The organism is Streptomyces sp. NPDC002537 (assembly GCF_053594975.1).
Window position 1 is genome coordinate 1 of record NZ_JBSFWT010000054.1, and the last position, 26,379, is coordinate 26,379.

General features: G+C 70.6%; 31 protein-coding genes. 22 read left to right on the forward strand and 9 right to left on the reverse strand.

Translation table 11 applies throughout. The annotated features are described in order from the left end of the window. Window positions 1-137: 137 nt before the first annotated feature. Window positions 138-1,463, reverse strand: coding sequence for an SGNH/GDSL hydrolase family protein (locus ACWD4A_RS22945; protein WP_451196735.1), 1,326 nt, complete (start codon window positions 1,461-1,463; stop codon window positions 138-140). Window positions 1,464-1,781: 318 nt separating this feature from the next. On the opposite strand from ACWD4A_RS22945, the gene ACWD4A_RS22950 reads away from it, so the two are divergent. The 5 genes from ACWD4A_RS22950 to ACWD4A_RS22970 all read left to right on the forward strand — a co-directional run bounded on the left by ACWD4A_RS22950 (window position 1,782) and on the right by ACWD4A_RS22970 (window position 6,122). After that, a complete protein-coding gene (locus ACWD4A_RS22950) occupies window positions 1,782-3,062 on the forward strand; it encodes a DUF445 domain-containing protein (protein WP_451196738.1) in 1,281 nt (426 codons plus the stop codon). 38 nt (window positions 3,063-3,100) lie between these two features. Then, window positions 3,101-3,298: a DUF3311 domain-containing protein gene (locus tag ACWD4A_RS22955; protein ID WP_451196740.1), complete on the forward strand. Its 198-nt coding sequence runs from the start codon at window positions 3,101-3,103 to the stop codon at window positions 3,296-3,298. Window positions 3,299-3,342: 44 nt separating this feature from the next. Next, complete coding sequence (locus ACWD4A_RS22960) at window positions 3,343-4,830, forward strand: sodium:solute symporter family protein (RefSeq protein WP_451196851.1); 1,488 nt, start codon at window positions 3,343-3,345, stop codon at window positions 4,828-4,830. 73 nt (window positions 4,831-4,903) lie between these two features. Then, complete coding sequence (locus tag ACWD4A_RS22965; RefSeq protein WP_451196743.1) at window positions 4,904-5,761, forward strand: fumarylacetoacetate hydrolase family protein; 858 nt, start codon at window positions 4,904-4,906, stop codon at window positions 5,759-5,761. An 85-nt stretch (window positions 5,762-5,846) separates the two neighbouring features. After that, window positions 5,847-6,122, forward strand: a complete 276-nt coding sequence (locus tag ACWD4A_RS22970) for a hypothetical protein (RefSeq protein WP_451196745.1) — start codon at window positions 5,847-5,849, stop codon at window positions 6,120-6,122. Window positions 6,123-6,148: 26 nt separating this feature from the next. Here the strand turns inward: ACWD4A_RS22970 and ACWD4A_RS22975 are convergent, their stop codons facing one another. Continuing rightward, window positions 6,149-8,803, reverse strand: coding sequence for a M4 family metallopeptidase (locus ACWD4A_RS22975; RefSeq protein WP_451196748.1), 2,655 nt, complete (start codon window positions 8,801-8,803; stop codon window positions 6,149-6,151). A 582-nt stretch (window positions 8,804-9,385) separates the two neighbouring features. On the opposite strand from ACWD4A_RS22975, the gene ACWD4A_RS22980 reads away from it, so the two are divergent. The 5 genes from ACWD4A_RS22980 to ACWD4A_RS23000 all read left to right on the forward strand — a co-directional run bounded on the left by ACWD4A_RS22980 (window position 9,386) and on the right by ACWD4A_RS23000 (window position 11,821). After that, window positions 9,386-9,595, forward strand: coding sequence for a hypothetical protein (locus ACWD4A_RS22980; protein ID WP_451196751.1), 210 nt, complete (start codon window positions 9,386-9,388; stop codon window positions 9,593-9,595). After that, complete coding sequence (locus ACWD4A_RS22985; RefSeq protein WP_451196753.1) at window positions 9,579-10,091, forward strand: DUF6879 family protein; 513 nt, start codon at window positions 9,579-9,581, stop codon at window positions 10,089-10,091. The genes ACWD4A_RS22980 and ACWD4A_RS22985 overlap by 17 nt, the downstream gene beginning before the upstream one ends. Next, window positions 10,088-10,924, forward strand: coding sequence for a helix-turn-helix domain-containing protein (locus ACWD4A_RS22990; RefSeq protein WP_451196755.1), 837 nt, complete (start codon window positions 10,088-10,090; stop codon window positions 10,922-10,924). The genes ACWD4A_RS22985 and ACWD4A_RS22990 overlap by 4 nt, the downstream gene beginning before the upstream one ends. A 107-nt stretch (window positions 10,925-11,031) precedes the next feature. After that, window positions 11,032-11,256 carry a DUF397 domain-containing protein gene (locus tag ACWD4A_RS22995; RefSeq protein ID WP_451196758.1) on the forward strand — a complete coding sequence of 75 codons (225 nt, stop codon included), beginning with the start codon at window positions 11,032-11,034 and terminating at the stop codon, window positions 11,254-11,256. 79 nt (window positions 11,257-11,335) lie between these two features. After that, window positions 11,336-11,821, forward strand: coding sequence for a hypothetical protein (locus ACWD4A_RS23000; RefSeq protein ID WP_451196761.1), 486 nt, complete (start codon window positions 11,336-11,338; stop codon window positions 11,819-11,821). Window positions 11,822-11,907: 86 nt separating this feature from the next. Here ACWD4A_RS23000 and ACWD4A_RS23005 read toward each other — a convergent pair whose 3' ends face one another. Continuing rightward, window positions 11,908-13,113: a cytochrome P450 family protein gene (locus ACWD4A_RS23005; protein WP_451196854.1), complete on the reverse strand. Its 1,206-nt coding sequence runs from the start codon at window positions 13,111-13,113 to the stop codon at window positions 11,908-11,910. A 222-nt stretch (window positions 13,114-13,335) separates the two neighbouring features. On the opposite strand from ACWD4A_RS23005, the gene ACWD4A_RS23010 reads away from it, so the two are divergent. Then, window positions 13,336-14,037 carry a TetR/AcrR family transcriptional regulator gene (locus ACWD4A_RS23010; RefSeq protein WP_451196763.1) on the forward strand — a complete coding sequence of 234 codons (702 nt, stop codon included), beginning with the start codon at window positions 13,336-13,338 and terminating at the stop codon, window positions 14,035-14,037. Between the two features lie 30 nt (window positions 14,038-14,067). Here ACWD4A_RS23010 and ACWD4A_RS23015 read toward each other — a convergent pair whose 3' ends face one another. Genes ACWD4A_RS23015 through ACWD4A_RS23025 form a run of 3 tightly spaced genes read right to left on the reverse strand, consistent with a single transcriptional unit; the run spans window position 14,068 to window position 15,381 of the window. Continuing rightward, entirely contained in the window at window positions 14,068-14,286 is a 219-nt protein-coding gene (locus tag ACWD4A_RS23015; protein ID WP_451196766.1) for a DUF397 domain-containing protein, read from the reverse strand. A 3-nt stretch (window positions 14,287-14,289) separates the two neighbouring features. Further along, entirely contained in the window at window positions 14,290-14,502 is a 213-nt protein-coding gene (locus tag ACWD4A_RS23020; protein WP_451196768.1) for a DUF397 domain-containing protein, read from the reverse strand. Between the two features lie 9 nt (window positions 14,503-14,511). Then, the gene (locus ACWD4A_RS23025; protein ID WP_451196771.1) at window positions 14,512-15,381 is read right to left on the reverse strand and encodes a DUF5753 domain-containing protein; all 870 of its coding nucleotides are present in this window, start codon (window positions 15,379-15,381) and stop codon (window positions 14,512-14,514) included. 195 nt (window positions 15,382-15,576) lie between these two features. On the opposite strand from ACWD4A_RS23025, the gene ACWD4A_RS23030 reads away from it, so the two are divergent. The 4 genes from ACWD4A_RS23030 to ACWD4A_RS23045 are packed head-to-tail and all read left to right on the forward strand — an operon-like array spanning window position 15,577 to window position 17,004. Then, on the forward strand, window positions 15,577-15,906 hold the full coding sequence (locus tag ACWD4A_RS23030; protein ID WP_451196773.1) for a hypothetical protein: 330 nt from the start codon (window positions 15,577-15,579) through the stop codon (window positions 15,904-15,906). Window positions 15,907-15,911: 5 nt separating this feature from the next. After that, the gene (locus ACWD4A_RS23035; protein ID WP_451196856.1) at window positions 15,912-16,154 is read left to right on the forward strand and encodes a DUF6255 family natural product biosynthesis protein; all 243 of its coding nucleotides are present in this window, start codon (window positions 15,912-15,914) and stop codon (window positions 16,152-16,154) included. Beyond that, window positions 16,151-16,591, forward strand: a complete 441-nt coding sequence (locus ACWD4A_RS23040; RefSeq protein WP_451196775.1) for a VOC family protein — start codon at window positions 16,151-16,153, stop codon at window positions 16,589-16,591. Before ACWD4A_RS23035 ends, ACWD4A_RS23040 begins: the two co-directional genes overlap by 4 nt. Before the next feature lie 5 nt (window positions 16,592-16,596). After that, window positions 16,597-17,004: a hypothetical protein gene (locus ACWD4A_RS23045; RefSeq protein ID WP_451196778.1), complete on the forward strand. Its 408-nt coding sequence runs from the start codon at window positions 16,597-16,599 to the stop codon at window positions 17,002-17,004. Window positions 17,005-17,058: 54 nt separating this feature from the next. Here the strand turns inward: ACWD4A_RS23045 and ACWD4A_RS23050 are convergent, their stop codons facing one another. Together ACWD4A_RS23050 and ACWD4A_RS23055 are read right to left on the reverse strand one after the other, a co-directional pair. Further along, on the reverse strand, window positions 17,059-17,385 hold the full coding sequence (locus tag ACWD4A_RS23050) for a hypothetical protein (protein ID WP_451196780.1): 327 nt from the start codon (window positions 17,383-17,385) through the stop codon (window positions 17,059-17,061). Between the two features lie 128 nt (window positions 17,386-17,513). Beyond that, window positions 17,514-18,626: an ROK family transcriptional regulator gene (locus ACWD4A_RS23055; RefSeq protein WP_451196858.1), complete on the reverse strand. Its 1,113-nt coding sequence runs from the start codon at window positions 18,624-18,626 to the stop codon at window positions 17,514-17,516. Between the two features lie 65 nt (window positions 18,627-18,691). Here ACWD4A_RS23055 and ACWD4A_RS23060 point away from each other — a divergent pair, with 65 nt between their 5' ends. Both ACWD4A_RS23060 and ACWD4A_RS23065 read left to right on the forward strand, forming a co-directional pair. Further along, the gene (locus ACWD4A_RS23060; RefSeq protein WP_451196783.1) at window positions 18,692-19,804 is read left to right on the forward strand and encodes a Gfo/Idh/MocA family oxidoreductase; all 1,113 of its coding nucleotides are present in this window, start codon (window positions 18,692-18,694) and stop codon (window positions 19,802-19,804) included. Continuing rightward, window positions 19,801-20,298 (forward strand): heme-degrading domain-containing protein, encoded by a 498-nt coding sequence (locus ACWD4A_RS23065; RefSeq protein ID WP_451196785.1) that lies wholly within the window; start codon window positions 19,801-19,803, stop codon window positions 20,296-20,298. Before ACWD4A_RS23060 ends, ACWD4A_RS23065 begins: the two co-directional genes overlap by 4 nt. Before the next feature lie 15 nt (window positions 20,299-20,313). Here ACWD4A_RS23065 and ACWD4A_RS23070 read toward each other — a convergent pair whose 3' ends face one another. After that, the gene (locus ACWD4A_RS23070; protein ID WP_451196787.1) at window positions 20,314-21,558 is read right to left on the reverse strand and encodes a neprosin family prolyl endopeptidase; all 1,245 of its coding nucleotides are present in this window, start codon (window positions 21,556-21,558) and stop codon (window positions 20,314-20,316) included. Between the two features lie 481 nt (window positions 21,559-22,039). Between ACWD4A_RS23070 and ACWD4A_RS23075 the strand changes: the two genes are divergently transcribed. The 5 genes from ACWD4A_RS23075 (at window position 22,040) to ACWD4A_RS23095 (ending at window position 26,364) form a co-directional block, all read left to right on the forward strand. Then, window positions 22,040-22,822 (forward strand): hypothetical protein, encoded by a 783-nt coding sequence (locus ACWD4A_RS23075; RefSeq protein ID WP_451196789.1) that lies wholly within the window; start codon window positions 22,040-22,042, stop codon window positions 22,820-22,822. A gap of 168 nt (window positions 22,823-22,990) precedes the next feature. Beyond that, window positions 22,991-23,770, forward strand: coding sequence for an HAD-IIA family hydrolase (locus ACWD4A_RS23080; protein WP_451196792.1), 780 nt, complete (start codon window positions 22,991-22,993; stop codon window positions 23,768-23,770). Window positions 23,771-23,914: 144 nt separating this feature from the next. Continuing rightward, entirely contained in the window at window positions 23,915-24,472 is a 558-nt protein-coding gene (locus tag ACWD4A_RS23085; protein ID WP_451196795.1) for a hypothetical protein, read from the forward strand. A 16-nt stretch (window positions 24,473-24,488) separates the two neighbouring features. After that, the gene (locus tag ACWD4A_RS23090) at window positions 24,489-25,151 is read left to right on the forward strand and encodes a class F sortase (RefSeq protein WP_451196797.1); all 663 of its coding nucleotides are present in this window, start codon (window positions 24,489-24,491) and stop codon (window positions 25,149-25,151) included. A gap of 163 nt (window positions 25,152-25,314) precedes the next feature. Beyond that, complete coding sequence (locus tag ACWD4A_RS23095) at window positions 25,315-26,364, forward strand: glycoside hydrolase family 6 protein (protein WP_451196799.1); 1,050 nt, start codon at window positions 25,315-25,317, stop codon at window positions 26,362-26,364. Window positions 26,365-26,379 lie beyond the last annotated feature (15 nt).

Sequence of the window (26,379 nt, forward strand, 5' to 3'; positions counted from 1 at the left end):
GCCCGCAGGCTGCGGACTACGTCAGCAAAATCAGCCCGTCCGGCGTTTGAGGACGCGGCCGCAGGCCGCCCCCGCCGCAGGCGGCGAACCGGCCCGCAGCCGGAGATTCGGGGGCACGCCCCCCGGGGCCCCGGGGGTCACAGGGCCGTGACGGCCGCACCCTTCAGCGCGTTCAAATCGACCGTATCGGCCATCGCCCGATACCCCGCATCGTTCGGATGCAGCCAGTCCCCCGAGTTATACGCCGGAAGCAGCCGCTCCGGATCGTCCGGGTCCCGGAGCGTGCGGTCGAAGTCGACCACGTCGTCGAAGACCTGGCCGGAGCGGATGACCTCGTTCACGCCCTGCCGGGTCACTTCCTGCTGTTCCACGGCCCCCACGTGCCCGCCGAACGGCGTCAGCGTGGAGCCCACGACCCGCAGCCCGCGCGCGTGCGCCCGTTCCACGAGCGTCCGCAGGCCGGTGAGGATGCGCTGCGGGTCGTCCACTTGGGGACGCCGCAGGATGTCGTTGACGCCGAGCATCATGACCACGACGCGCACGCCCGACCGGCTGAGGACGTCCCGCTCGAAGCGGTCGAGGCCGCTGGGGTTGTTCACCGGCGGCGGGCCCGAGTTGCCGAGCAGGATGCGGTTGCCGCTTATGCCCTCGTTGAGGACGCTGTAGCGGGGCGCCCCGGGCTCGCCGCGCAGCCGGGCGGCCAGGAAGTCCGTCCAGCGGTGGTTGGCGCCGACGGTGGAGTTCACGCCCGCGGTGATCGAGTCGCCGAAGGCGACGACCGCGCCGCGCGCCTCCTGGGACCAGACGTCCACGGCGGTCAGGTACCGCCAGTAGGGGGTCTTCATGGTGTAGCCGGTGCCCTGCGGGTCCTCCGCGTGGTCGCCGCGGGCCGCGTAGGACACCTGGCGGGCCTGCGGCTGGTAGGTCACCGGGCCGGAGGGCGCCGGGGAGTACGTGGTGACGAGCAGGTCGGCACCGGCGCTCACGGCGAGCTGGACGGGGTCGCTGAGCAGTGACCGCCCGGCCGCGACCGTCGCCGTGGGCTGTCCGCCGAAGGTCAGCTGCCGCATGCTGCCCGGCACGGCGGCGGGGGAGCCGTGGGCCGTGGCCACGGCCAGCGAGGCGTGGGTGACGGGCAGCGGCTGCGCGCCGAAGAGGTTGGAGAGCTGGATCCGCACGGCGCTGCCGCTGACGCCGTTGCGCACCACGTTCCGGATCGACATCCCGGGGAAGCCCCGGCGGGTGTTCGACTCGGCGGCGGCGGGGGCGGTGGACCAGGCGCCCACCCATTCGCCGGAGGCGGCCGGCGCGGCCGTGCCATGGGCCTCGTGCGGGCTCGCCGCGGGACCGCGGCCATGGCTGCCGACGCCGACGAATATCGCCGTCGAGACGAGAATCACCACGGCTGCCAGCGCGGCGAGCACGGCGTAGGCCGTACCGCGGGACAGGGGTGGCCTGTTCATGGCGAGTCTCTCCTGGGAGTGACGGAGCGAGCCGCTCCGGGTGCGGAACCGGGGACGAAACAGCGACTGATCTGCAACAGCGCCCTCGCGGTCCGATCGCCGTTCCATGATCCCACGGCCTCTTGGGGGCGCGCCTGTCGGCCGAGTGGATCACGCAACGTGTCACATGCGACTTGTCAGACGCCGGGAACTCCCGGTCCGTTCCCGGAGTACCTCGGGCAGGGACAATGCATGTGAAGACGGCTGGAACGGGTGGTGCGGATGGAACGGTCCCCTGGCGGGTCCCCCGGCGGCGATGCGGACGCCCCCGAAGGAGTGATGCCCTCCCCGACGGGCGGTCTCACCTATAGCGCCGCAGACGAGGAGAAACGGCGCGGAGTGCGCCGGATGAAGGCCCTCGCGACCGGGCTGCTGCTCCTCGTCGCCGTCGTCTACGCGCTCGCGAAGTGGGGGCAGTCCGCGGGCGCCGGCCCCTGGGCGGGCTATGTCGCGGCCGCCGCCGAGGCGGGCATGGTCGGTGCCCTGGCCGACTGGTTCGCCGTCACCGCGCTCTTCCGGCGCCCGATGGGCCTGCCGATCCCGCACACGGCGATCATCCCCACCAAGAAGGACCAGCTGGGGCAGAGCCTCGGCGAGTTCGTCGGCGAGAACTTCCTCTCCGGCGACGTCGTCCGCGTCCGGCTGCGGGCCGTCGGCATCGCCTCCCGGCTGGGCGGCTGGCTCGCCGAGCCCGCGCACGCCGACCGGGTGACCGCCGAGCTGGCCACGGCGCTGCGCGGCGCGCTGACCGTCCTGCGGGACTCCGACGTCCAGGCCGTCGTCGGCGAGGCCATCACCCGCCGGGCCGACGCCCAGGAGATCGCGCCGGGCATCGGCACCATGCTGGAGAAGGTCGTCGCGGACGGCGGGCACCACAGGGTCGTCGACCTCGTGTGCGTGCGCGCCCACGACTGGCTGGTCGAGCACGGCGACTCGGTGATGCAGGCGGTCACCGGCGGCGCGCCCGGCTGGACGCCCCGGTTCGTCGACCGCAAGGTGGGCGAGCGTGTCTACAAGGAGCTGCTGCGCTTCGTCACGGAGATGCGCGACATGCCCGACCACCCGGCGCGCGGCGCCGTGGACCGCTTCCTGGGCGACTTCGCCCGTGACCTCCAGTCCGACACGGACACCCGCGCGCGGGTCGAGCGCCTGAAGTCCGAGGTCCTCGCCCGGGGCGAGGTGCAGGATCTGATCGCCTCCACCTGGGGCGCCGTACGGGCCATGATCGTCGCCGCCGCGGAGGACGAGCGCAGCGAGCTCCGCCTCCGTGTCCGCGCCGGGCTCCTCTCCCTCGGCGCCCGTATGGCCACCGACGACCGGCTCCGCGCGAAGGTCGACACCTGGCTGGAGGACGCGGCCGTCTACGTCGTCACCACCTACCGCGACGAGATCACCGCGCTGATCACCGACACCATCGCGGGCTGGGACGCCGACCACACCTCCCGCAAGATCGAGGCCCACATCGGCCGCGACCTCCAGTTCATCCGCATCAACGGCACGGTGGTGGGCGCCCTGGCGGGTCTGTGCATCTATTCGGCGTCGCGGCTGGTGGGGGCGTGAGCGGGGTGCGGGGCGGAGCCCCGGCATAGGGTCGGCCCGTGCTGAAACGTCCCACCTTGCTGTGGTTGCTCATCCCGTACGTCCTGTTCCTGGGCACCCTGCCCCTGACCGACCGCATCCATCCCACCGTCCTCGGACTCCCCTTCCTCTTCGCCTGGCTGCTGCTGGCCACCCTCCTCACCCCCGCCGCCGTCTACCTCGCCTGGCGGGGCGACCGTAAGCGAGGCCGCGCGTGAACGGCTCGAACGCCACGGTCGCCACGGCCGTCTTCGCCGTCTTCATGGTCCTCACCGTCGGCCTCGGCCTGCTCGCCGTCCGGGGCAGGGGATCGGGCGGCGGCCTCGCGGAGTGGTCGGTGGGCGGCCGCAGCCTCGGCACCGTCTTCATCTGGGTGCTCATGGCGGGCGAGGGCTACACCAGCTTCAGCTATCTGGGGGCCGCGGGCTGGGGCTACAACCACGGCGCCCCGGTGCTCTACGTCATCGCGTACATGTCGTGCGGCTACGCGATCGGCTACGTCGTCGGCCCGACCCTCTGGGCGTACGCGCGGAAGCACGGCCTTGTCACCATCACCGACATGGTCGCGCACCGCTACAACCGCCCCTGGCTCGGCACGCTCGTGGCGATCCTGGCGACGGTCTGCCTGCTGCCGTACATCCAGCTCCAGATCACCGGCATGGGCGTGGTCGTCTCGACCATCTCGTACGGCGCGATCAGCCTCGACTGGGCGTACTTCATCGCGTTCGCCGTCACCACGGGCTTCGTCGTGGTGAGCGGGCTGCGTGGCAGCGCCTGGGTGTCGGTCCTCAAGGACGTCCTCGTCATCGGCACGCTCGGCTTCCTCGCCGTCTACGTGCCGCTGCACTACTTCGACGGCTACGGGCCGTTCCTGGACCGGATCGTGGCGGAGAAGCCGGAGTGGCTGACGTTCACGGGCCACGGCGGCAGCGGGCTCGGCGGCGGCTGGTTCGTGACGACGAGCTTCCTGAACTCCCTGACGGTCGTCATCTTTCCGACGACCGTGGCCGGTTACCTCGGCGCCCGCAGCGCCGGCGCCCTGCGCCGCAACGCGATGCTGCTGCCCTTCTACAACGTGCTGCTGTTCGTGCCGATGCTGCTCGGCATGGCGGCCATTTTCGTGGTGCCGGGGCTGACCGGGGCAGGCTCCAACCTGGCGCTCTTCAAGCTCGTCGTGGACTCGCTGCCCGCCTGGGCGGTGGGCCTGATCGGCGTGGCGGCGGCGCTGTCGTCGATCGTGCCGATGGCGGTGTTCATGCTGGTCATCGGCACGATGTGGGGCAAGAGCGTGCTGGGCGCCGTCCCCCGCCTCGCGGGCCGCCCCGACCGCCAGAAGACCGGCGCCCAGATCGTCGTCGTGGCCGCGGGCACCGTGGCCCTGCTGCTCACCTACACCGCGCCCAACACGCTGGTGCGCCTGTCGCTCATCTCGTACGAGGGCATGGCCCAGCTCGTCCCCATGATCCTGCTGGGTCTGGTGTGGCGGAGGATGACGCTGTGGGGAGCGCTGAGCGGCCTGGTGGTGGGCGGAACCCTGGTCTGCGCCCTGGTCTTCACCGAGCACGACCCCGTATGGGGCGTGAACGCGGGCGCCCTGGCCCTGCTGCCCAACGTCCTGGTGGCGCTGGCCGTCTCCTGGCTGGGGCCGAAGCCGCGGCCGGCGGACGCCGCCCGGCCGGACGGCGAGGTCCTGGCCATGGACCCTGGGCCTGACGACGTGCCGTCGGCGGCACGGACCGTCGAGGCCTAGGGCAGGACTTTCGCCACACGGCAGACCGAAAGGGACCTTGCGGAGAGCGCCTCCGCTCTTGGACGATCAAGGAATGAAGCTGCTGCGTGTGGGGCCGGTGGGGGCGGAGCGCCCGGCGCTGCTGGAGGACGACGGGACGCTGCGCGACCTGACGTCCATCGTGGACGACGTGGACGGGAAGCTGCTCGCGGACCGCTCGGCGCTGGAGCGCGTACGGGCCGCGGCGGGCGCCCGCATCCTCCCGGCCCTCGACCCGGCGGGCCTGCGCGTCGGCCCGCCGGTCGCCCGCATCGGCAAGATCGTCTGCGTGGGCCTCAACTACCACGGCCACGCGGTCGAACTCGGCGTCGCGCCCCCCGCCGAGCCGGTCCTCTTCCTCAAGGCGCCGGACACGGTCGTCGGCCCGTACGACCCGGTGCTGGTGCCGCGCGGCGGCGAGAAGACCGACTGGGAGGTCGAACTGGCCGTCGTCATCGGCCGCACGGCCCGTCATCTGGAGACGGACGCGGAGGCGCGGGCCGCGATCGCCGGGTACGCGGTGGTGAACGACGTGTCGGAGCGGGAGTTCCAGCTGGAGCGCGGCGGCCAGTGGGACAAGGGCAAGAACTGCGAGACGTTCAACCCGCTGGGCCCCTGGCTGGTGACCGCCGACGAGGTCCCCGACCCCCAGACGCTCCACCTCCGCCTGTGGGTCAACGGCGAGCTCAAGCAGAACGCGCTGACGACCGAGCAGATCTTCACGGTCCCGGAAGTCGTCCGCTACGTCAGCCGCTTCATGACCCTCTACCCGGGCGACATCATCAACACGGGCACCCCGGCGGGCGTCGCCGACGGCCACCCCGACCCCAAGCCGTACCTCCGCGCCGGGGACGTGGTCGAGCTGGAGATAACGGGCCTGGGGCGCCAGCGCCAGGAGTTGAAGGACGCGTAGCGCCTCTTCGGAGATTTGGGGGATTCGGGGGAACGGCGGCGTGTGCTGCGGCCTCCCCGCCCCCCACGGCCGCATATTTTCCGATATGTGCGAGCTGCGAGGAGCGAAGGGGGGCCGCCACCGTCGGACCGGGCGAGGACGGTGGCGGCCGACGGCCGCCGCGACGATGATCGGCGGCGTGCTCCTGGCCTGCGCCTGCACCGTGCCCGCCTTCGCGGGACCGGGAGCGCACGCCCCGCGGCCCACCCGCAGCGGGCCGCCGATGGGCAACACCATGATTCTCGGCGGCGGGCTGATGCTCTCAGGAGCGGGCCTGGGCCTGATCGCCCTGGTCCGCTCCCGTCACACGGATACGGATTGAACCGTTTTCAGCTGTGAGAGCGTGGCTCAGCCGCAGTTGCCCGCGGGCCGCGTACGGGTCACCAGATCGGTGTAGCCCGTGGTGGAGTCCACCCAGACCACCTGCCTGCCTCCGGCAGCGGCGGCGGAGTACTGCTCACCGCGGTTGCAGGAGACCCGGCCGCGCGGCGAGCCGTCCGCCGTGAACTGCCACAGCTTGGCCAGCGTCTCGTTGCGGTACGTCGTGTCGGGCACGTACGCGCTCACGGTCAGCGCGTCGTCGGAGGCCGTCAGGTCGAGGGCGCGCAGCGCGTCCGCCCCCTGCGCGGGGCTGATGTCCTTCGCCCCGGAGCCGTCCAGGTTGGCACGGCGCACGACCGTCGGGTCGTTCGACTGCGCACCGTTGACCAGCCAATAGACACTGTTGCCGTTGATGGCGGTCTGGCTGAAGCCCGCCGGGGCGGCGGCCTGCTGGATCACCGTCCGCTTACCGGTGTTGAGGTCCAGGATCTCCGTGCTGAACGTGGGCTTGCCGCCGTTCAGGGCCACCTTGGAGTACGCGATCCGGCCGTGGCTGATCGACGAGTAGCCGGAAATGACTCTCCATCCGCCCTCGTCCACCACGGTGGACTTCGTCGGGTCGCTCAGCCGGACGTAGATCGCGTGCCGCTGGGAGACCGTGGTCATGGCGTCCATGACCACGACGTCGCCCTCGATGTGCAGGGCGCTGAGTCCGCGCCGGGAGCTGTAGAGGCGCTTGACGGGGCCGCCGTCGATCCGCCGGGCCTGGACCTCCACGTAGGTCCGCTTGTAGGTCTGCCAGACGACCCACTTGCCGTCGGTGACCGGGTTCACGTGGTAGAAGCCGTCGTTGGGGCTGATCAGCTTCTTCTCGCCGCTGCCGTCGACGCGTCCGGCCCAGACCGAGTACGGCTCGGAGCCGTCGTCGTTGGACTTGGACGCGACCCACCAGCCGCCGCCCGCGCCGACGCCGGAACGGGCCGTGTTGACCTTGGCAAACAGCTGGTCGGAGTCGACGCCCATGGCCAGCTCCCAGCCGGGCACGATGCCGTGGGCGTTGAACGCCCGCTCGACCGCGCGCTGTTCACGGTCGGAGACCTTGAGGTCCTTCGCGGCGGCGATGACCGCGGCCCGGCCCTCGGTGAAGCCGTCCAGCGGGGTCATGTACTCGCTGAGCGCCTTGTAGACGATCTTGTCGGCGAGGGTCCGGTCGAGGTCCTTGCGGATGTCCCACAGGGCGCCGGAGAAGATCGTGGAGTTGAGGTGGACACCGCCGTTGTCGGTGCTGATGGCCACGCCGAGGAAGGACTTGGAGGTGGTCCTTCCGTCGTTCAGGTCGCGGATCGCGCACGCGCGCGGGGTCTTCGTCCGGCACAGCGTGTCGCCCAGCAGCCCGGAGTCCGGGCTGTCCATGGAAATGCCGTACGCGTCGGTCTTGATGGCCTGGCCGAAGTAGTCGGCGAGCGCCTCGTTCATGGCACCGGACTGGCCCGCGTAGACGAGTTCGGCCGTGTTCTGCACGACGCCGTGCGTCATCTCGTGGCCGACGACGTCCAGCCCGGCGGACAACGGACGGTATTCCTTGTCGCCGTTGCCGTACACCATCTTGGTGCCGTCCCAGAAGGCGTTCACATACGGCATGCCGTAGTAGCTCACGCCCACCAGGGAGTTGAGGGCCATCCCGCGGTTGTCCAGGCTGGTCCGGCCGTGCACGTTCTTGTAGTAGTCGTAGACCTTGCCCGCCGCCCAGTGCGCGTCGACGGCGCCCGCTTCGGTCGCCTCCTGGCCGAAGTTCGGCCCGGGAGAAGCGAATTCCTTGATGTCGGAAGGCCAGGTGCCGGAGACGTCGCCGACGCTCTTGTTCCGCGCGTCCCAGGTGGAGATCTGGTTGTTGTTGCTGCCCTGCTGTGCACGGGAGCGGTCGCGCATGACGTAGGTGTTGCTCGCCTCGTCCTTGGTCAGGTTGAGCTCGACGGTCTGCTTGTCGAACTTCACGCCGGAACCCTTGAGGGCGGGGGCGTCGACGAGGGTCCGGCGGCTCTGTGCGGTGGTGGCCGCCGCACCCGGGGACTGCTCCGCCGCGCCCGTCGTCTGGCCGGGGGCCGCGAACGTCCTGATCCCGCTGTACTGGAGGACCGGATAGCCGCCCTTGGCGTCCACGAACACCTCACGCAGCACAGGGGCCCCACTGACCGGGTCCGTGCCCCGTACGGTGACGTGCTGGGTGAGCACGCCGCTGCCCTGCGGCAGCACGACCAGCCCGCGAGCGGTACCGGCCAGCGGCTCCTTGGCGTCGTCCGAGCCCTCGTCCTTGCCGAACGTCTTCGAGGTGAGGTCGGCCATGGTGGCGTCGACGGCCCGCTCGACGGCGAGCGCCTCGTCGACCTCGGGCGTGGTGTCGGCGGTCAGCCCGGTGAAGTACTTGCCGGAGGTGCCGGTGACGACGCGCTTGCCGTCCCGCTTCTCCATCCGGACGAGGTACTGCCCGCCGAGCACCTCCACCCCGCGGTGCTTCTGCTGAAGCCGTACGGTCTCCGACGCGCCGGAGGCGGTGGTCTGCACGGGCTTCAAGTCGCGGGCGGGAGAGGCGATGTGGTACCGGCCCTGCTTGTCGGCGAGGTGTGCGGTGGCGGCGTCGGCCGCGCTCCCGGAGGCCTTGGTGGCCTCGTGAATACCGTCCACCAGGGCGGGAGTCGCCGTTTTCTGCCCGGGGATGACCTCACCGGGGCTGGACGGCTTCTTGGCCGGCGCGGCGTCCGCGGGTACCGCGGAAACGACGAGTGCGGCGGCGCTGATCAGCGCCGCCGCACCACCGGCTATGCCACTCGGGGTTGCCGCTCTGGACGATCTGGATGCTCTGGGTCTTGCCTTCGGCTTACGCAAAGGTCCCCCCTCCGTATGGCGCCCAAGGTTTGGGCATGGCTATGCAAGCGGGAGGGGAGTGCGGGTTTCTAGGCGGCTTCCGGCCGAAGTGCGGTGTGTGTCCGCCCGGTCGGCGGACGACATCATTCCAGGTGAGGGCGGGTGGCCTGGGCGGCACCGGGGCCCTGGCCCTCCGGACGGTAGGCCTCCGGCCCGGTGAGCCGCACCCGGGCGGTGCGCGCGACGGTGGTCGCGAGGCTCACGGGGACGAGGGGCGCACCCTTTCAAGATCCTTAGTCCATGACGCGCATAGTCGCGTCCCGGCATGGACGCCCCTGCATAGCTCCTCGTACCGTCGTCATCGGTCGGCCCGACCGAGGGCCGCGGGCAAGGGGGTTGCGCATGCCTGAACGCGTTGAGCTCACCCGCCTCACTGGTAACGGGAACGGGGAGTGCGGCCAAGGGGACTGCCCCAACGTGTACCGGACGCACACGGGATCGTTCTTGGTCCAGGGCGAGGCGTCCGACGCCTTCCGGCCCCCGACTGGGGAAGGCCTCGTGGAAATCCCCGAGAGCGTGTTGAGGGAGGCGTTTCGTGCTCTTGGATGGTGAGGAGTGGGCAGCCAAGTTCCAGGAATTCCAACAGGAAGCATGGAGACTTGAGACCCTGCCGCAGTACCTTGTGCCGCAGGAATCGGAAGAGTTCGCAGCGTTCAAGAGCGGGGCTCGATTTTCCGAGCCCTATGAAGACTCCTGGACCGCCTTGATCCAGAAGCATAAGGCGGCAGGAGGGTCTGTCGGCCGGGTGCACATCGTGACCCGGCCGCTCTCGGAATATCTGCGATTCGAGTTCGAGAGGTACTACCGGCATCAGGCGTTCATCGGAGAGGACATCAGAATCCTGGATGCCACCGACAAAGAGAACCCTCTTCCGGATGTTCCGGACTTCTGGATGTTCGACCGCTCCACCATCGTGCTGATGCACTACGAGCCGGACGGCAAGCAGATCGGCCGCGAATTGCACGCGGGTGACCCTGCGCCGTTCCTTGAATACCAACGGATCGCCGTAGAGGGATCTGTGCCGTTTCTGGAGTATCCGCACAGGTGACGTTCGATCCTGAGGAACTGGGCCAGTCCAAGCGGGAGCTGGCCCAGACGCTCAAAGACCTGCGCAAGCGAGCCGGCCTCTCCGGGGACCGGCTCGCTCTGCGCTGCAACATGTCTCAGTCCAAGATTTCCAGGATCGAGAACGGGAAGGTCCTTCCCGGCATCATCGACGTAGAGCGCATCCTGCGGGCGGTAGAGGCCCCTCCGGAACTCATCGACGAGGTCACGGCTCTCGCAAGGGTGGCCCGCACCGAGTGGCAGGACCTGCGCTCACTCCGGCGCAAGGGGCTTCAGCGGAAGCAGCAGGAGCTGGCCGCGCTTGAAGCATCGTGCACCGAGTTCAGATACTTTCTGCTCTCCATGATCACCGGCCTGCTGTCCACCCCCGAGTACATCAAAGCGAGTCTGGCCGACCTGCAAGGGGACCAGGGTCTGCTGATCGCGAAGAAGCTGGAACGGCAGGAAGTCCTCTACGACACGAGGAAGCGGTTCACGTTCCTCCTGTCGGAACTGGCCGTGAAATGGCCGCTCGTCCCTGCCCCGGCCATGGCCATGCAGGTCGACCGGCTCGTATCGGTGTCGAGACTCCCCAACGTGAGATTGGGCGTCATCCTCACCGGAGGGCACATGCCCGTGGCCCCCATGGATACATTCACGGTCTATGACACGTCCCTTGCCACGGTGGAGACAACAACCGGGATTCTCGTCCTCAGGGACTCAAGAGACGTAGCCGCGCACTTGGACTTGTTCGCCACGTTGGAAAGCTACGCCCTTTTCGGTGACGATGCCCGGAGCTTCCTGGTGGAATGCGCGGAGGCCCTCCGTGATCTTTAGTCCGCCTCGCGACTGAAGCTGGCCTCGCGCCTCCGGCGACTCCACGCTGTGCAGGTGGCAACGGACAGCATTCGGCTTTCCGTTGCCACCTATCGGGAAGGCAGACCATGACCGACCTGTACAGCCTGACGCTCGACGGAGCCCGGTTCTCGAAGGCGTGCGGAGGCAATACGCACCCGGACGGTGAATCGTGTGTCACCCTCGCCCGCATCGGTGAGGACGCCTACGCCCTCGGCGACAGCAAGCGGCCGGACACGGAGCCGCTGCGGTTCACCGCCGCGGAGTTGAATGCGGCCGGTATCGACCCGGCCCGCTTCGGCCTCACGGCCTGACCGACCGCCCGCTGACAGGTGGCCCCTGCCTTTCAGGAGGGGCAGGGGCCACCTCCGACTGCCCGGAACAGGATGTCCTGTGCACTTCCACGGCTACCGGTGGCTCGGTGACAAAGCGGACTTCGACAAGGAGAGCGTCCGTCGTCCGCCCTCGTCGATGGAGCCGACGACAACGAGCCCACAAGACGTGGCGGAGAGGTATCGCGCGGCGGTGACGGAGTGGCGGGTGGCCGGTGTGCCGCCGCTGGAGACGGCGTATTGGCTGCTGAAGCCGTCACAGCTGATCCGGGGTACCTGGGAGGAAGCGAAGGAAGTCGGCGAGTGGTTGGGAGAGCAACTGGCGGAGTACACACATCGGTTCTCCTCGGTGCGAGACAAGGACGCGATCTGGCAGACCGTCCTCGTGGCCTCGGCTGTTGAACGGCTGGGGTGGGGCGGCGACGTGTCCCACGGGTTCTACCTGGGGAGGCCGAAGTTCCTGTCGCTGGCGTTGGTGACGTGCTGCCCGAATCGCGCCCGACCTGATGCGCCGTGCCCGCTGGCGACGCGGTCTTGTTCTGTATGAACGCCGAGCCCCCACTGGACCGTGGGGGCGGCCCGAGAGGGCTTCCCTGCACCCGGCGTAGTGGAGACGGTCCCGGTGACCGGTTCTCAGGGGCGGGGGCTGTACCGGACGGGGAGTTCGGACAGGCCCCGGATCAGGCCGGGGCGCCAGGGCACTTCCGCGGGGTCCTTGGCGAGGGCGAGATCGGGGAAGCGGTCGAGCAGAGCGGTGAAGGCGACCTCGGCCTCCAGACGGGCGAGCGGGGCACCCAGGCAGAAGTGGATGCCGTGGCCGAAGGCCATGTGCCCGGGACCGCCGGTGCCCGCCCGGGGGCGGCGGATGTCGAAACTGTCCGCGCCGGGGAAGCGGCCGGAGTCCCGGGAGGCCGAGCCCAGCATGATCATGACGGCCTCGCCGGCCGGGATGGTCACACCGGCGATCTCCACGTCCTCCGCGGCCCAGCGGAACGACGAGGACGTCACCGGCCCCTCGTACCGCAGCATCTCCTCGATCGCGCCCTCGAGCAGCGACCGGTCGGCACGCAGCGCGGCGAGCTGCTCGGGGTGGGTCAGCAGGGCGTACGTCCCGTTGGACAGGAGGTTGACGGTGGTCTCGTGGCCCGCGACGAGCAGGACGAACGCCATGCCGAGCAGTTCCTGCGGGTCGAGCGGCGCGCCCTCCGCGTCGCGGGCCTGGACCAGCGCGCTGAGCAGGTCGTCGCCCGGGGAGCGGTCCTTGGCCTGGAGCAGGTCGTTGAGGTAGTCCGTCATCGATATGGCCGCGGCGCCCGCGGCCTCCGGTGTGGGCTGGAAGACCATGGCGTCCGACCAGACCCGGAAGGTCTCCTGATCCGCGGCCGGCACGCCGAGCAGTTCACAGATGACCGCTATGGGCAGCGGCCGCGCGAGGGACTCGACGAGATCTGCACCGGACAACGGGGCGATGGCGTCGAGGAGTTCGTCGGTCAGCTGCTGGACGCGCGGCCGCAGCGACTCGACCCGGCGCGCGGTGAACGCCCCCGCGACCATCTTGCGCAGCCGGGTGTGCTGGGGCGCGTCGGTCTGGAGCATGTTGCGGCCGATGGCGTAACCGCCGTCGTCCTGCCAGTGGGCGGAGTTGCGCACGTCGTTGCTCAGCCGCGTATCGGTGAGCGCGGCCCGCACTTCCTCGTGCCCCAGGATCACCCAGACATGGCCGGCGCCCTCGGTGGCCACCCGGTGCACCGGCCCCTGCTCGCGCAGGTGGGCGTAGACCGGGTACGGGTCGGCGGTGAAGTCCGTACCGGCCGGTGCGAGAGTCTCGAACGCGGGCATCGTGCTCACGGGTTGTCGTCCCTTCGTCGTCGGGCCCTGACCTCGGGCAGGCCACGACCCCATCAAGTGGGGACTGCTCCCCGATTGACGGCTCCGACCCTAACAAGCAAAACGGGGAGTGGTCCACGTTTTGCTGTCGGGGTGCTGTCGGCGACAGTGGAGGGCGGCATCGGCATACGGCCGGCATACGGCCGACATACGGCGCGGGAGCGGTGAGGGACAGTGAGTGCTGAGCGAAGCGGCGGGGCGGCACCGGCATCGCCGGAGGGTGGCCGTCCGGCCCCGCTGCGGCGGGACGCCCAGCGCAACCGCGAACTGCTGATCGCCGCGGCCCGCGAGATCTACGCCGAGCAGGGCATGGAGGCGCCGCTCGACGAGATCGCCCGCCGGGCCGGTGTCGGCAACGCCACCCTCTACCGGCGCTTCCCCACCCGCGGGGCGCTCATCGAGGCCGTCTTCGGCGACTCGCTGAACGACACTCTTCGGCATGGCGCGGACGCTCGGGATGCCGAGGACGCCTGGGAGGGTCTGGTCCGCTATCTCGAGTACATCTTCGAGGGCCTGGCCGCCGACCGGGGCGCCAACGACCTGATGACCACGGGCGTCCAGGACGTACCCTCCCTGGACGCCCTCAAGGCGCACCACCACCAGACGGTCTCCCTGCTGATGCGCCGTGCCCAGGAGCAGGGTTCGATGCGGGACGACATCGTCACCGAGGACCTGCTCTTCATGCTGGCCGCTCTCGGACGCGTCGTCCCCGCGTCCGCCACGGCCGCGCCCGGCGCCTGGCTGCGCCACCTCCACCTGCTCCTCGGCGGCCTACGAGCCGAGGCCGCGGCTCCGTTGCCCGCGGCTCCTCTCACCGCCGATCAGCTCTCGGCGACGCTCCTGGATCTCGCCGCGCCGAAACGGGATGCGCCGTAGGCGCGCTTGGTGGGGCTTCGAGCCGCTGATCTAGCCGCGTAGCGGCTGGAGTTGGCTGTGGCGCATGGCGTGGACGAAGGCGGTCCAGGTGCGGGGTGGGACGGCGAGGGCGCCGCGGGGGCGGGCTTTGCTGTCGCTTATGGCCGTTAAGTCGTCGTGGGTTGGCTGTATTTCAACACATTGCGAGCCGGTGTCTGCGCTGTAGGAAGACTTGCGCCACGCGGACGTGGGCAGGTCGTGGCGTATCACGGATTAACCTTTCACCAGCAGGTCGTGGTGCACGGCATGGATGAAGGCGGTCCAAGTGCGGGCCGGGATAGCGAGGATGTCGCGGGGGTGGTTCTTGCTGTCGCCTATGGCTATCAAGTCGTCGCAGGTCGGCTGAACTTCAACACATTGGGGTCCCTCGTCGCCGCTGTAGGAAGACTTGCACCATCGGTGGTGCGGGAGGCTGTGGGTTATCACGGGAGCACCTCATCCACGTTCCAGATCGCGTGAGATCGACGAGATCAGTTCAACGGACTGTTCGGGCGGCAGAGCGGTGGCCTGCAGTCGCTCGAAAGCCTTCCGGTACTTGGTCACCGTCTCATCCTCCTCCGAGTACAGGTCTCCATGGAGGTATGCCACCTGCACGACATCGAAGTCCAGTGGGTCGGGGTAGGAGTACAGGACGAAGGGCCCTCCTCCGGTATTCGTGAACGCGCTCTGCGAGAACGGGATGACCTTGAGTGTGATCTCGGGTGTCTCGCTCAACGTCACAAGGTGCCGGAGCTGGTCGGCCAAGGTGTCTGGGCCACCGATCTGTTGGTGGAGGACGCCCTCCGCCATGATCGCTGTGTACTTCGGAGGGTTGCCTCGAAGGAAGATGCTCTGCCGACTCATCCGAATGTCCACATAGAAATCGATTCCCTCCGGGGGCAACTCCATTGCACTGTCCGTGATGACGGCGGCTGCGTACTCCTGTGTCTGAAGAAGTCCGGGGACAACTCGCGGCTGGAATGCCGCGATTCTCGCTGCGTCGGACTCCAGGGTCAGCATTTCCTTGAAGCCGTCTCTGAAGGACTCTCCGTGCTGACGCCACCAGGCGCGACCGCCGCCCTGGGCCGAGAGTGCGATGAGCCACTGGCGTAGCTGCTCATCCTCGCACTTGTAGAGGGTGAACAGGGTCTCCAGCTCGAGCCTGGTGACGCGGTGACGCCCGGTCTCCTGTCTGCTGATCTTCGTTCGGTCGCCGTGGATCGCCGTGGCCGCCTCCTCGACCGAGACCGCGGCGGCCTCCCGGAGGGTTCTCAGCTCTGCGCCCAACTTCCGGCGGAGTGCTGTGCGGCGCGCTGGATGTCCCATGTTCGCTCTCCCTTGCTGGCCATGGGCTGCCCAGTGTGGTCCACAACCCGAGGGCGTTCTGATTGCAGACCCTCGCGTCACCCACAGGGATGAAGTCCTGCGATGTGGAAGTCAATTTCTTGCGCTCGAGGCGCGTGCAGGTCCATCGTGAACGTAGTGACTACAGCGCGTAGCGGAGGGGAAGGTCGTGGAGCGATGACATACAGGAACGGCGCGTTCGTGGTGGACACCCGGGAGTCACGGGTGGCGCTGGTGGTGGACAGCATGGGGAAGCGGGTGCACGTCAGGGCACCCGGGGGCGGCGAGGAGTGGGAAGTCCCGTTCACCGCACTGAGGTTGGCGACCCGCGAGGAGCGGGAAACCGCGGGGCTGTGGCCCCAGATGGCCAGATCGCCCATCGACTGCGAGACCTGCCCGGAGCTGTCGGCGGCGTACCGCGAGGCGGAGGCGAGTGGGGACAAGGTGAGAACGGGGGCCGCCGTGGTCGCACAGCGTAGCCACTGGCGCAGGGAGCACGGGCTGTGAGAACGATGGCGCGTGTGTGCGCACACGCGGGCGGTTGGGAGTGGGCCACGGGGCCCAACGGGGCAGGGGCAGCCCGCTGCGAGAGCTGCGGGGTGATCCGTTTCCTGGAGTACGGCACGCTGAGGCCGTCGGGGCTGCCCGAGGCGACGACCCCGTCCCGCGTCACGTCCGTGCACAGAGACCGCGCGGCCGCGCAATGGCTGATGCGCCGCACGCGACGCCGCCGGAACGGTGGGTGGCCGACATGAGGGGGAGCCTCCACCACGTCGAACTCTGGGTGCCCGACCTCGCCCGCGCAGCGAAAAGCTTCGGGTGGCTGCTGGAGACGCTGGGGTACGAGCCGTATCAACTCTGGGAGCGCGGCCGCAGTTGGCGGCAGGGCGGGTTCTACCTGGTGATCGAGGAATCCCCGGCACTCACGTCGGGGACCCACGACAGATGCCGGCCGGGCCTCAACCACCTCGCTTTTCACGTCGAGGATGAAGCCGAGGTGGAGGCCCTCGCGAAGGAGGGCGAGGCGCACGGATGGGAGCTGATGTTCGCGGATCGTCACCCGTACGCCGGGGGCGTCACCCACTACGCGGCTTACCTGGCGAACGAGGACGGTTTCCAGATAGAACTGGTCGCACCGCCCCGGCCCGAGTCCGCCATGGCGCCGGAAGGTGGTGCCCAGACAGGGAGTTGAGGCCGGTGGACGCGCTGTCGTACGGATGCAAGACCGACGGGAAGCCCTGCCGTCACGGTCCGCCTCCCACGCTGGTGTACGTGTCCGGCGCGGACACCGCCGAGGCCCGGCGCCAGGCGTCCCGGTGCCGGAACTACGCCGAGCTCCGGGCGTGGAAGGTCATCACCACCGTGATCGAGACGACTCCGGACCTCCCCCTGGGGTCCCGTGAGGGATGGGGGAAGGTCCGGGCGACGCTCAAAGCGGGAGGCGGGGAAATCATCGTGGTACCCGGCCCGACGACCGTCGGTACCGACCGGCATGGATTCGACGTGCTGAAGGCGGAGTTCCGCAGTCAGGACGCGGTCCTGGTCGCGGCGATCGAAGCCCCCGAGCCGCCGCCGGTTCCGGGACGGCGCTCCCACGCCAAGTAACGCACGCCTCAACCTCGAAGGCCCTGGCCCCCCGTAAGGACAGTGCTCCGCGTGCTATCCGAACCTCACGTACATCGGGAACGGTGACGAGTAGCTGTCCGACTGCCGGGAGCCGAGAGATGCCTTGAACGTGGAGCAACTGCTGTCCGTGTACAGATTGGAGTCGGTGTCGGTGTCGTTGTGGGCGTACGACGCCCCGCCGGGAATCGAGAGGCACTGGCCGTTGGGTGTGCTGCCGAGGAACGTCTCACTCCCGTTGTCCGCCCTCGTGTAGAAGAACGTCCCCGAGGCGGCCTGCGAAGGAGAGACCGCACCCGCCGCCAGCACGATCGCCGCACCGGTGGCCGCCGCCATCCTGCCGAGAAAACTCCGTGCGTACATGGGACCCGCCCGCCTTCCCCTGCTCGCTGATTGCCGTTTATCGGCACTTCATGAGTACTGCTCGCATGATGCTGCGAAAAATCCACTCACAAGAGGGAAAGGCGCTGCATGTGCAGACGCCGCTACGCCTACCCGGCCGCCGCTCCGAACACCGGCGCCAACACCAGTTCCGCCGCTCCCTCGACCACCGTCCGCGCGCCGCCCGGGGTGACGGCCACCGGAGTCGTACCGCCCAACACGCCTTCGACACCCGCCACATACACCCCGGCGTCCGCCAGTACCGTCCGACCCCCGAGGAGGACCAGGTCGATGTCCAGCAGCCGTACCAGGTTTGCCGCGCCCACCCCCAACAGGCGTGCGGCCAGCCCGGTGTCGCCGTCCGCCACCGCTGCCAGACACAGCGCCTCGATGCAGCCGCGGTTGCCGCAGGGGCACAACACCCCGTCGAGCTGGAGGACTTGATGCCCGAACTCCCCGGCCCCCGTCCGCGCGCCACGATGCACGCCGCCGTTGAGGACGAGCCCCGCGCCCAGGCCCGTGCCGAGGTGCAGATAGGCGAAGGAGCCCGCGCCGGCGCGGGGCAGCAGGCCCAGCGCGGCGGCGTTCGTGTCCTTGTCGACGACGACCGGCATGCCCAGCCGCCCGGCGAGCGCGTCCCGCAAGGGGAAGCCGTCCCACTGCGGAAAACCGGTCACCCGGTGCAGCACCCCACTCCGGTGGTCCAGCGGACCGGGCACGGCGACCCCCACCCCGAGGACGGCACCCCTGGCCGAACCGCCCGCACCGAGCAGGGCCCCCACCTCCCGTACCACTGCGTCCAGCACCGCGTCCGCCCCCGCGCCGAACGCCAGCGGCGCCGTACGCGTCGCGACCTCCGCGCCCGTGAGGTCGACGAGGGTCGCCGTCATCGCGTCCCGGTCCAGATGGAGCCCGACGGCGTGGGCCGCGTCCGGGACCAGGCGCAGCACCGTCGGCGGCTTCCCGCCCGTGGAGGCGCGGCGTCCGGCGTCCGTCGCGAGCCCCGCCGTCCGCAGCCGGGCGGCGATCTTGCTGACGGCCTGCGGGGTCAGGCCCGTACGCGCGGCCAGCTCCGCCCGGCTGGCGCCCTCCGCGCCCGCGTCCCGCAGCAGCCCGAGGACGACGCCGGTGTTGTGATCGCGCAGCGCGGCGAGATTCGCCCCGGCCGGTCCGGAAGTGCCGGGGGTGCCGGGTGCGGCGGGCTGGGGGAGGGGTCTGTTCACACTGCTCACCAGGCCATTGTCACCCCCGCTTGCACTTTGGCAACACCGTTGCCAAAGTGGAGGGCATGGCTGACCGCACCCCTGACCTCACCCGCGCTCCCTATCGCGTCGGGCTCATCGGCTACGGCCTGGCGGGCTCCGTCTTCCACGCGCCGCTCATCGCCGCGACCGAGGGCCTCGCCCTGGACACGGTCGTCACCGCCAACCCCGAGCGGCAGCGCCAGGCGGCCACCGAGCACCCGGGTGTGCGGACCGCCGCCGACGCGGACACGCTGTTCGGCCGCGCGGACGAGCTCGACCTCGTCGTCATCGCCTCTCCCAACCGCACCCACGTCCCGCTCGCCCGCACCGCGCTCGAAGCCGGGCTGGCGGTCGTCGTGGACAAGCCGCTCGCCGCGACCGCCGCCGAGGCGGAGGCGCTCGCCGAACTCGCCGACGAACGCGGCCTGTTGCTCAGCGCCTTCCAGAACCGCCGCTGGGACAACGACTTCCGTACTGTCCAGCAGCTTGTGCGCGACGGCGCGCTCGGCGAGGTCCTGCGCTTCGAGTCCCGCTTCGAGCGCTGGCGGCCCCGGCCGAAGGGCGGCTGGCGGGAGTCCGGCGACCCGGCGGAGATCGGCGGGCTGCTCTACGACCTGGGCAGCCATGTGGTGGACCAGGCCCTCACCCTCTTCGGCCCCGCCGCCACCGTATACGCGGAGGCCGACGTACGGCGGCCGGGCGCCGAGGCCGACGACGACACCTTCATCGCCGTCACCCACACCAATGGCGTCCGCTCCCATCTGTGGGTCAGTGCCACCACGGCCCAACTCGGGCCGCGCTTCCGGGTGCTGGGCAGCGCCGCGGGCTATGTGAAGTACGGCCTGGACCCCCAGGAGGCGGCCCTCCGCGAGGGACTGCGGCCGTCGGGCGGCGGCACGGCGTGGGGCGTCGAACCGGAATCCGCGTGGGGCCGGATCGGTGCGGGCGAGTCCCCCCTGTCGGGCGGCGGCGAACCCGTCCCCACCCTCCCCGGCGACTACCCCGCCTACTACGCCGCGATCACCGAGGCCCTCCGCACCGGCGGCGAGCCCCCGGTCACCGCGCGCCAGGCGGCAGCCGCCCTGCGTGTGCTCGAAGCGGCACGGCTGTCGGCGGCCGAGAGCCGTACGGTACGGATCGAGGAGACAAAGGTATGAACGACGCCTTGGACGCTTTCGCGAACGACGAGATCTCCCGCCTGGAGGAGGACGAACGGCGGCTGGTCCTCGACCGGTTCGGCAACGACGACGCCTGGGAACTCGGTTCCCTGCTCGTCTCCCTCGCCCGCGGGCGAGGCGCGGCCGTCAGCATCGCCGTCCACCGCGGCCCCCAGCGCCTCTTCCACTGCGCCCTGCCCGGCACTTCCGCCGACAACGACGCCTGGCTCGACCGCAAGCGCCGTGTCGTCGAACGCTACGCGGAGTCCTCCTGCCTGGTGGGGGCCCGCTTCCGGGCCAAGGGCCGCACCTTCGAGACCCACTCCCACCTCGACCAGGCCCGCTATGCGGCCCACGGCGGCGCCTTCCCCCTCCGGCTGCGCGGCACGGGAGTCGTCGGCACGGTGGCGGTCTCGGGCCTGACACAGGCGGAGGACCACGCCCTCGTGGTCGAGGCCCTGGAGCGCTTCCCGGGCACGACCGCGACACGCTGAGCCGCGGGGCGGCCCTCACTCGCAGCCCGTGCCTCCCGGACCGCCGTAGAAGAAGTACTCGTTCCACGGCGGATCCGCGTGGCCGACCGCCGTGGTGAAGCAGCTCGGTGAGGGCTGGGACGCCGTCAGGGACGCTTCCGTCGCGCCGCCCGCCGTGCCGTAGTAGTAGACGTCACGGTGGTAGGCGGCGAACTGCCACCCCGCGGAGGCGAAGGCGCCGCTGCCCATCGGGGGCCACGCGACGTTGTTCACGACCTCGCCGCCGTAGTCGATGTCCGTCCCGTGCCCGGCGAGCGGACCGCCGCCGTACAGCGAACCCGGGTAGTAGCCCACCGCGTTGCTCGCACTGGTGCCGCCGAGGTAGAGCCACCAATTGCCGCCCGACAGATACCACGCCACTTCGAGCTCGTACTGCGCGCCGCCGGAGACGCTCACCGGACCCAGCGTGCCGCCGAAGGCCCAGGCGGAGTTCGTCTGGACGAACGCCGAGCAGTCGTGGTTGTAGCAGCCGGTGTTCTGGTAGCCGTCGGCCGTCCAGTAGATGAAGAGGCACGGCTGGGTGGTGCCGTACTTCCCCGGATAGACCTGGTAGCCGCACTCCACGGTCTGCACCGGCGAGCCCGCCGCGTACCAGTGCTGCGACAGGGAGAACACCTCGGACCCGACATTGGGATCCCAGACGTTGATGAAGCTGTGGCCGCCGAGGTTGTCGACGATCTGATAGGCGTGCGCGTACTTGTGGATGCCGCCCTGCACGGGCGGACTCAGCCGCGGGTGACGCCCCGTCCCGTAGGGGCTCTTCCGGAAGAAGTTCCGGAGGGTGCCGCCACGCGCCAGCTCCTCCAGCGTGACCCGGCGCATCGCGATCGTGCCCGGCGGACACGACATCGAGTGCCCGAACTTGTCGATGCGGTCGGACCGCAGCTGCGGCTGCAGCGGCATGCTCTGCGAGGCCCCGCGGGTGCCGGGACCGGGCGGCGCGTCGGGCGGGGCGGGCGGCTCCCCGGTACTGCCCTTGAGCGCGGGCTGGCTGCCCACGGGGACGCAGTCGAAGACCTGGCCGTTGTCGTCCACGAAGCTGTGCGGGACGTGCTCGATGCCGGCATAGAGGGACTGGACATGCCGCCTCATCGCGGTGAACTCCGTCACCGCCACCGGGGCGTTGGGCTGTTGGGCGGTGAACTGCTCGTGGTCGGTGTTGTTGACGCCGTCGATGAAGGCGGAGAAATCGGGGAAATGCGCGTCGTTTCGAGCGGGCATGATCGGGCTCTCCGTTCCGATCGGTACGCCGGTGCGTTTGCGCTGCGCGCAGCGCTGTCTCTATGCGATCCCCATGGATTCACCCATTCAGTCGCATGGTCACCCGAACGGGGCAGTCCGTCCCGCCGTTGCCGCCTGCGGCGGGGGCGGCCTGCGGCCGCGTCCTCAAACGCCGGACGGGCTGAGTTTGCCGGCGTAGTCCGCAGCCTGCGGGCAAATCCAGCCCGTCCGGCGTTTGAGGACACCGCGCGGAGCGTGGTCGGGGGTCTGGGGGTCTCCCCCAGTTCGGGAAGGGGCGGGTAGGGGAAAAGGCGCGACCCGGCCGCGGCGGCGGCGCCGTACTCCAGTCGGGCCCCGAGGCGTGCGGATATCGGGTGGTGACCGCCGCCCACTCGGCCCACCGCCCCGCGCGGCTCCCCACCGCGCCGCCACGCAGTGACACCGTGCTTTCCCCCGAGCCCCCACCCGTAAAGGCCGCCCGATGCTCCTGCCCCGCGCGCTCGTCGTCGGCGCCGTCGCGCTCGCGATCGTCTCGACGGCGGCACCCACCTACCCCCAGCACCCCCAGCACCCCCGCGACCGGGCCCCCGTGCAGTCCCGGTGCAGCCGTCCCGGGAGCACCGACTTCCCGATCGCCGCGCGGCTGAGCGGCGGGCCCGACACGTACGAGCGGGACGGGGAGCAGCAGACCTGGGAGCTGGAGCTCAGGAACGACACGGCGTCCGACTGCCGGGACGTGCACCCGGTGGCCGTCCTCGCCGACCGGAAGCGTGTCCTGAAGCCCGCCGACATCCGGCTCGACTTCTACGACACCGCCGCCAACCGCTGGCGGCCGGTGCGGTTCGAGCGGACCGACCAGGCGGAGAACGTCGGCGTCTTCGACGGCACGTCACCCGACTTCCCCGGCTTCGCGGTGCCCGCGCACGCGGCCGTCCCCGTGCGTGTGCGCCTCGGGTTCACCGGCGGTGCCCCCGAAGGGCCGGTCACGGCCAATGTGACCGCGGTGCAGCGGCGGGGCAACAACGGCGACTGGGTGGGGGAGTCCGACGACTACACCTTCGGTGTCGAGGGCACCGCCGTCCACCGGAGCGCCGCGCCCTCCGCGAGCCAGGGCACGCACCCGGGCCACGGCGCGGAGGGCGAGCACTCCCTGCTCGCCGACACCGGCTCGCAGCGCCCCCTCTTCGCGATCGGCGCCTCCGCCTTCGCCCTGCTCCTGGCCGGCGGGTCCATGATCGTCGGGGCGCGGCGCGCACGGCGCTGAGGCGCCGGGCCGGGCGCGGGACGACAAGAGCCCGCCCTCCGGTGCCGGCGCCCGGGAGAAGGTCTCCGGAAGCTGATTAGGCTGGAGGTGCCGGGGCGGCGCACGAGCGGCGGCGTCCCGGCGTTTCCCCAGCCCCGCAAGGGGTCGCATACGGGCAGGAGTCCCACCGTGGCAGAGCGCAAGCCCATCCAATCCTGGCTCACCGACATGGACGGTGTGCTGATGCACGAGGGCATTCCGGTGCCCGGGGCCGACGCCTTCATCAAAAGGCTCCGGGAGTCCGGCAAGCCCTTCCTCGTCCTGACCAACAACTCCATCTACACCCCTCGCGACCTGCACGCCCGGCTGGAGCGGATCGGGCTGGCCGTGCCCGTCGCGAACATCTGGACGTCCGCCCTGGCGACCGCCAAGTTCCTGGACGACCAGCGGCCCGGCGGCACCGCCTACGTCATCGGCGAGGCCGGACTCACCACCGCCCTGCACGACATCGGCTACGTCCTGACCGACGTCGAGCCGGACTACGTCGTCCTCGGCGAGACCCGGACCTACTCCTTCGAGGCGCTCACCAAGGCCATCCGTCTGATCAACGACGGCGCGCGCTTCATCGCCACCAACCCCGACGAGACCGGGCCCTCCGCGGAGGGTGCGCTGCCCGCGACCGGCTCCGTGGCCGCGCTGATCACCAAGGCGACCGGCCGCGAGCCGTACTTCGTCGGCAAGCCCAACCCCCTGATGATGCGGGCCGGGCTGAACGCGATCGGCGCGCACTCCGAGACCAGCGCGATGATCGGCGACCGCATGGACACCGACGTGCTGGCCGGGCTTGAGGCCGGGATGGAGACCTTCCTGGTCCTGACCGGCCTCACCCGCCCGGAGGACGTCGACCGCCACCCCTTCCGCCCGTCCCGCGTCGTCGACTCGATCGCCGACCTGATCGACCTGATCTGACCCCGGGGGGCGCCGGGCACCGGTCACCGGGTCCCGCGGGGAGCGGCGGGGCCGGTGCGGCAATGGGAGGATCGCGGAACCGGACGGAGCAATGTCGCGACGGAGCGGATGCGCCTCCCGATGCCACCGGGTGAGCTCTGGGACATGGACCCGCTCCGCTCCGCCCTGTGCGCCGCCCTCGCGGCGCTGGCCGTCGGCACGGCCCCCGCGTACGCCACCGACGGACCCGTCACCATGTCCGGGACGGTCGGCCTCACCCCGGTGACCAGCACCCCCGGCGGCCACGTCCGGCTCCGCGTCGCCGGGTGCGCCACCGACAAGGGGCTCGCCGCCTCACCGGCGTTCGTCTCCGACGCGCGGATGGCCAAGGACGCCGCAGGACTGTTCACCGAGGCGACCGTCCGCCCGGCCACGCCCCCCGGCAGCTACCCCGTCAGGGTCGAATGCGACGGCCGCCGGACCGAGGGCCGGCTGACGATCGTCACCGAAGAGCAATACCGGCGCGAGGTCCGGGCACACGACGCCCGCGCCGACCGGCAGCCGCGGCGCGGGCCCGTGGCGCCCGTACCTGCCGGAGGCGGCGGCACCGTGGCCGCGCCCGAACCCCCCGGCACCCCCGGCCTCGTCCTCGCGGGCGCCGGCACCCTGCTCGCCGCCGGACTGATCTGGCACCGCCGCCGCGCCTACGCGGCCCGGCGGTGACGGAAGGCGACCCGCCATGCCCGAAGCGCGCACCGGCGGCCGCGGCCGCCTCCTGACCGGAACGGCCTGGGCCGTCCTGCTGGTGGCCGTGTGGCTCTGGGGCCGCGAGATCACCGAAGGGAACGTCACCGCCACCCCCGTCGCGGGCGACGTCGCCGCGGCGGGCCGCCCCGAGGCCCACCCGCTGCCCCCGGCCCACGCACCCCTGCCCGCGGCGCCCCCCAAGACCCTCGTCATCACGTCACTCCGCGTCCGGGCCCCGATCGAGGGCAGCGACCTGGACCGCGCCGGAGCCGTGGCACCGCCCCCGTACCAGCGGGCCGGCGCCGTCGGCTGGTACCGCGGCGGCCCCCAGCCCGGCACGCCCGGAGCCGCCGTCCTCGTCGGCCACGTCGACACCGACCACGCCCCCGCCGTCTTCTACGACCTCGGCAGCCTCGGACCCGGCGCCACCGTCACCGTCGACCGCGCGGACGGCACCACCGCCGAATTCACCGTCGAGGACGTCTCCGTCGTCCCCAAGGACCGCTTCGACGCCGCCCGGGTCTACGGCACGGCCAGACCGGACCGTGCCGAGCTGCGCCTGATCACCTGCGGCGGCGGCTTCGACCGCGTCCACCACTCGTACGACTCCAACGTCGTCGTATCCGCCTATCTGACCGGCGCCGGACATGTCTGAGCGGGCTCCGGGGCCTGCCCCTGCTCCAACAGGGCGATTTGACGCCGGGTCATCGCCCGAGCACCCACAGCGGCCGCGATTTCTGTGCAAGCATGGAAAAGACCGGTCTTGTCCCGTGGGGACCGGGGGACACCCCACAGGAAGTACACCCAAGGGGGAATGGATGTACGGCAGCCACACCGGCCGCACGCATCGCGCCCGCACGACCCGGACAGGTGCGGGAGCCGCCCTGGCGGCCCTGCTGCTCCTCGCCGGATGTTCGTCCACATCGTCCTCCGCGGAGCCCCCCGCGGCCGCCGACCCACCGCCCCGGCAGCCCGCCCAACAGCCCAAGGCCCGGGCGCCGTTCTGGGTCAACCCTGAGTCCACCGCCTCCAAGCGGTCCAACGAGCTCCGCAAGGACGGCAGCGGCAAGAAGGCCGACCTGCTGGGGAAGATCGCCGCCCAGCCGGTCGCGGAGTGGATCGGGGTCGACGACCCGGAGGGCCAGACCCGCGGCTACACCGAAGCGGCCGCCCAGGCCGACCGGACCGCGCTCCTCGTCCTCTACAACATCCCGCACCGCGACTGCGGCCAGTACAGCCAGGGCGGGGCCTCCGACGGCAACACCTACCGCGACTGGCTGGACAAGGCGGCCAGGGGCATCGGCGACCGCAACGCCACCGTGATCCTGGAGCCCGACGCCCTGCCGCACATGGAGGACGGCTGCACCCCCCAGCAGTTCCACGAGGAGCGGTACGCCCTCCTCAAGGAAGCCGTGGGCAAGCTCAAGGCGCTGCCGCACACCAAGGTCTATCTGGACGCGGGCAACTCCAGCTGGGTCACGCCCGCCGACCGGATGGTCGAGCCGCTGAAACGGGCCGGCATCGAACAGGCCGACGGCTTCGCGCTCAACGTGTCCAACTTCCAGACCACACAGGACAACAAGGAATACGGGCACACCCTGGCGTCCCTGCTGGGCGGCAAGCACTTCGTCATCGACACCAGCCGCAACGGCAACGGCCCGCTCTCCGGCGACCACGAGAAGGCCTGGTGCAACCCCTCGGGGCGGGCACTGGGCGAGCCCCCCACCACGCACACCGGCGATTCCCTGGTGGACGCCTATCTGTGGGTGAAGCGGCCGGGGGAGTCGGACGGCACCTGCAAGGGCGGGCCGGACGCGGGGCAGTGGTGGGAGACGTACGCGCTCGAGCTGGCGCGCAACGCCCGCTGATCGACCGGGTCCCGG

What these genes read in the sequence shown, in the direction of transcription:
- ACWD4A_RS22965 (WP_451196743.1), top strand. Translation starts at nt 4,904, where the DNA reads ATGAAGCTGCTGCGTGTGGGGCCGGTGGGGGCGGAGCGCCCGGCGCTG.
- ACWD4A_RS22980 (WP_451196751.1), top strand. Translation starts at nt 9,386, where the DNA reads ATGCCTGAACGCGTTGAGCTCACCCGCCTCACTGGTAACGGGAACGGG.
- ACWD4A_RS23060 (WP_451196783.1), top strand. Translation starts at nt 18,692, where the DNA reads ATGGCTGACCGCACCCCTGACCTCACCCGCGCTCCCTATCGCGTCGGG.
- ACWD4A_RS23090 (WP_451196797.1), top strand. Translation starts at nt 24,489, where the DNA reads ATGCCCGAAGCGCGCACCGGCGGCCGCGGCCGCCTCCTGACCGGAACG.
- ACWD4A_RS23005 (WP_451196854.1), bottom strand. Translation starts at nt 13,113, where the DNA reads ATGCCCGCGTTCGAGACTCTCGCACCGGCCGGTACGGACTTCACCGCC.
- ACWD4A_RS23070 (WP_451196787.1), bottom strand. Translation starts at nt 21,558, where the DNA reads ATGCCCGCTCGAAACGACGCGCATTTCCCCGATTTCTCCGCCTTCATC.
- ACWD4A_RS23030 (WP_451196773.1), top strand. Translation starts at nt 15,577, where the DNA reads ATGACATACAGGAACGGCGCGTTCGTGGTGGACACCCGGGAGTCACGG.
- ACWD4A_RS23085 (WP_451196795.1), top strand. Translation starts at nt 23,915, where the DNA reads ATGGACCCGCTCCGCTCCGCCCTGTGCGCCGCCCTCGCGGCGCTGGCC.
- ACWD4A_RS22960 (WP_451196851.1), top strand. Translation starts at nt 3,343, where the DNA reads ATGGTCCTCACCGTCGGCCTCGGCCTGCTCGCCGTCCGGGGCAGGGGA.
- ACWD4A_RS23040 (WP_451196775.1), top strand. Translation starts at nt 16,151, where the DNA reads ATGAGGGGGAGCCTCCACCACGTCGAACTCTGGGTGCCCGACCTCGCC.
- ACWD4A_RS23025 (WP_451196771.1), bottom strand. Translation starts at nt 15,381, where the DNA reads ATGGGACATCCAGCGCGCCGCACAGCACTCCGCCGGAAGTTGGGCGCA.
- ACWD4A_RS23075 (WP_451196789.1), top strand. Translation starts at nt 22,040, where the DNA reads ATGCTCCTGCCCCGCGCGCTCGTCGTCGGCGCCGTCGCGCTCGCGATC.
- ACWD4A_RS22945 (WP_451196735.1), bottom strand. Translation starts at nt 1,463, where the DNA reads ATGAACAGGCCACCCCTGTCCCGCGGTACGGCCTACGCCGTGCTCGCC.
- ACWD4A_RS23095 (WP_451196799.1), top strand. Translation starts at nt 25,315, where the DNA reads ATGTACGGCAGCCACACCGGCCGCACGCATCGCGCCCGCACGACCCGG.
- ACWD4A_RS22995 (WP_451196758.1), top strand. Translation starts at nt 11,032, where the DNA reads ATGACCGACCTGTACAGCCTGACGCTCGACGGAGCCCGGTTCTCGAAG.
- ACWD4A_RS22950 (WP_451196738.1), top strand. Translation starts at nt 1,782, where the DNA reads ATGCCCTCCCCGACGGGCGGTCTCACCTATAGCGCCGCAGACGAGGAG.
- ACWD4A_RS22970 (WP_451196745.1), top strand. Translation starts at nt 5,847, where the DNA reads ATGTGCGAGCTGCGAGGAGCGAAGGGGGGCCGCCACCGTCGGACCGGG.
- ACWD4A_RS23035 (WP_451196856.1), top strand. Translation starts at nt 15,912, where the DNA reads ATGGCGCGTGTGTGCGCACACGCGGGCGGTTGGGAGTGGGCCACGGGG.
- ACWD4A_RS23050 (WP_451196780.1), bottom strand. Translation starts at nt 17,385, where the DNA reads ATGTACGCACGGAGTTTTCTCGGCAGGATGGCGGCGGCCACCGGTGCG.
- ACWD4A_RS23065 (WP_451196785.1), top strand. Translation starts at nt 19,801, where the DNA reads ATGAACGACGCCTTGGACGCTTTCGCGAACGACGAGATCTCCCGCCTG.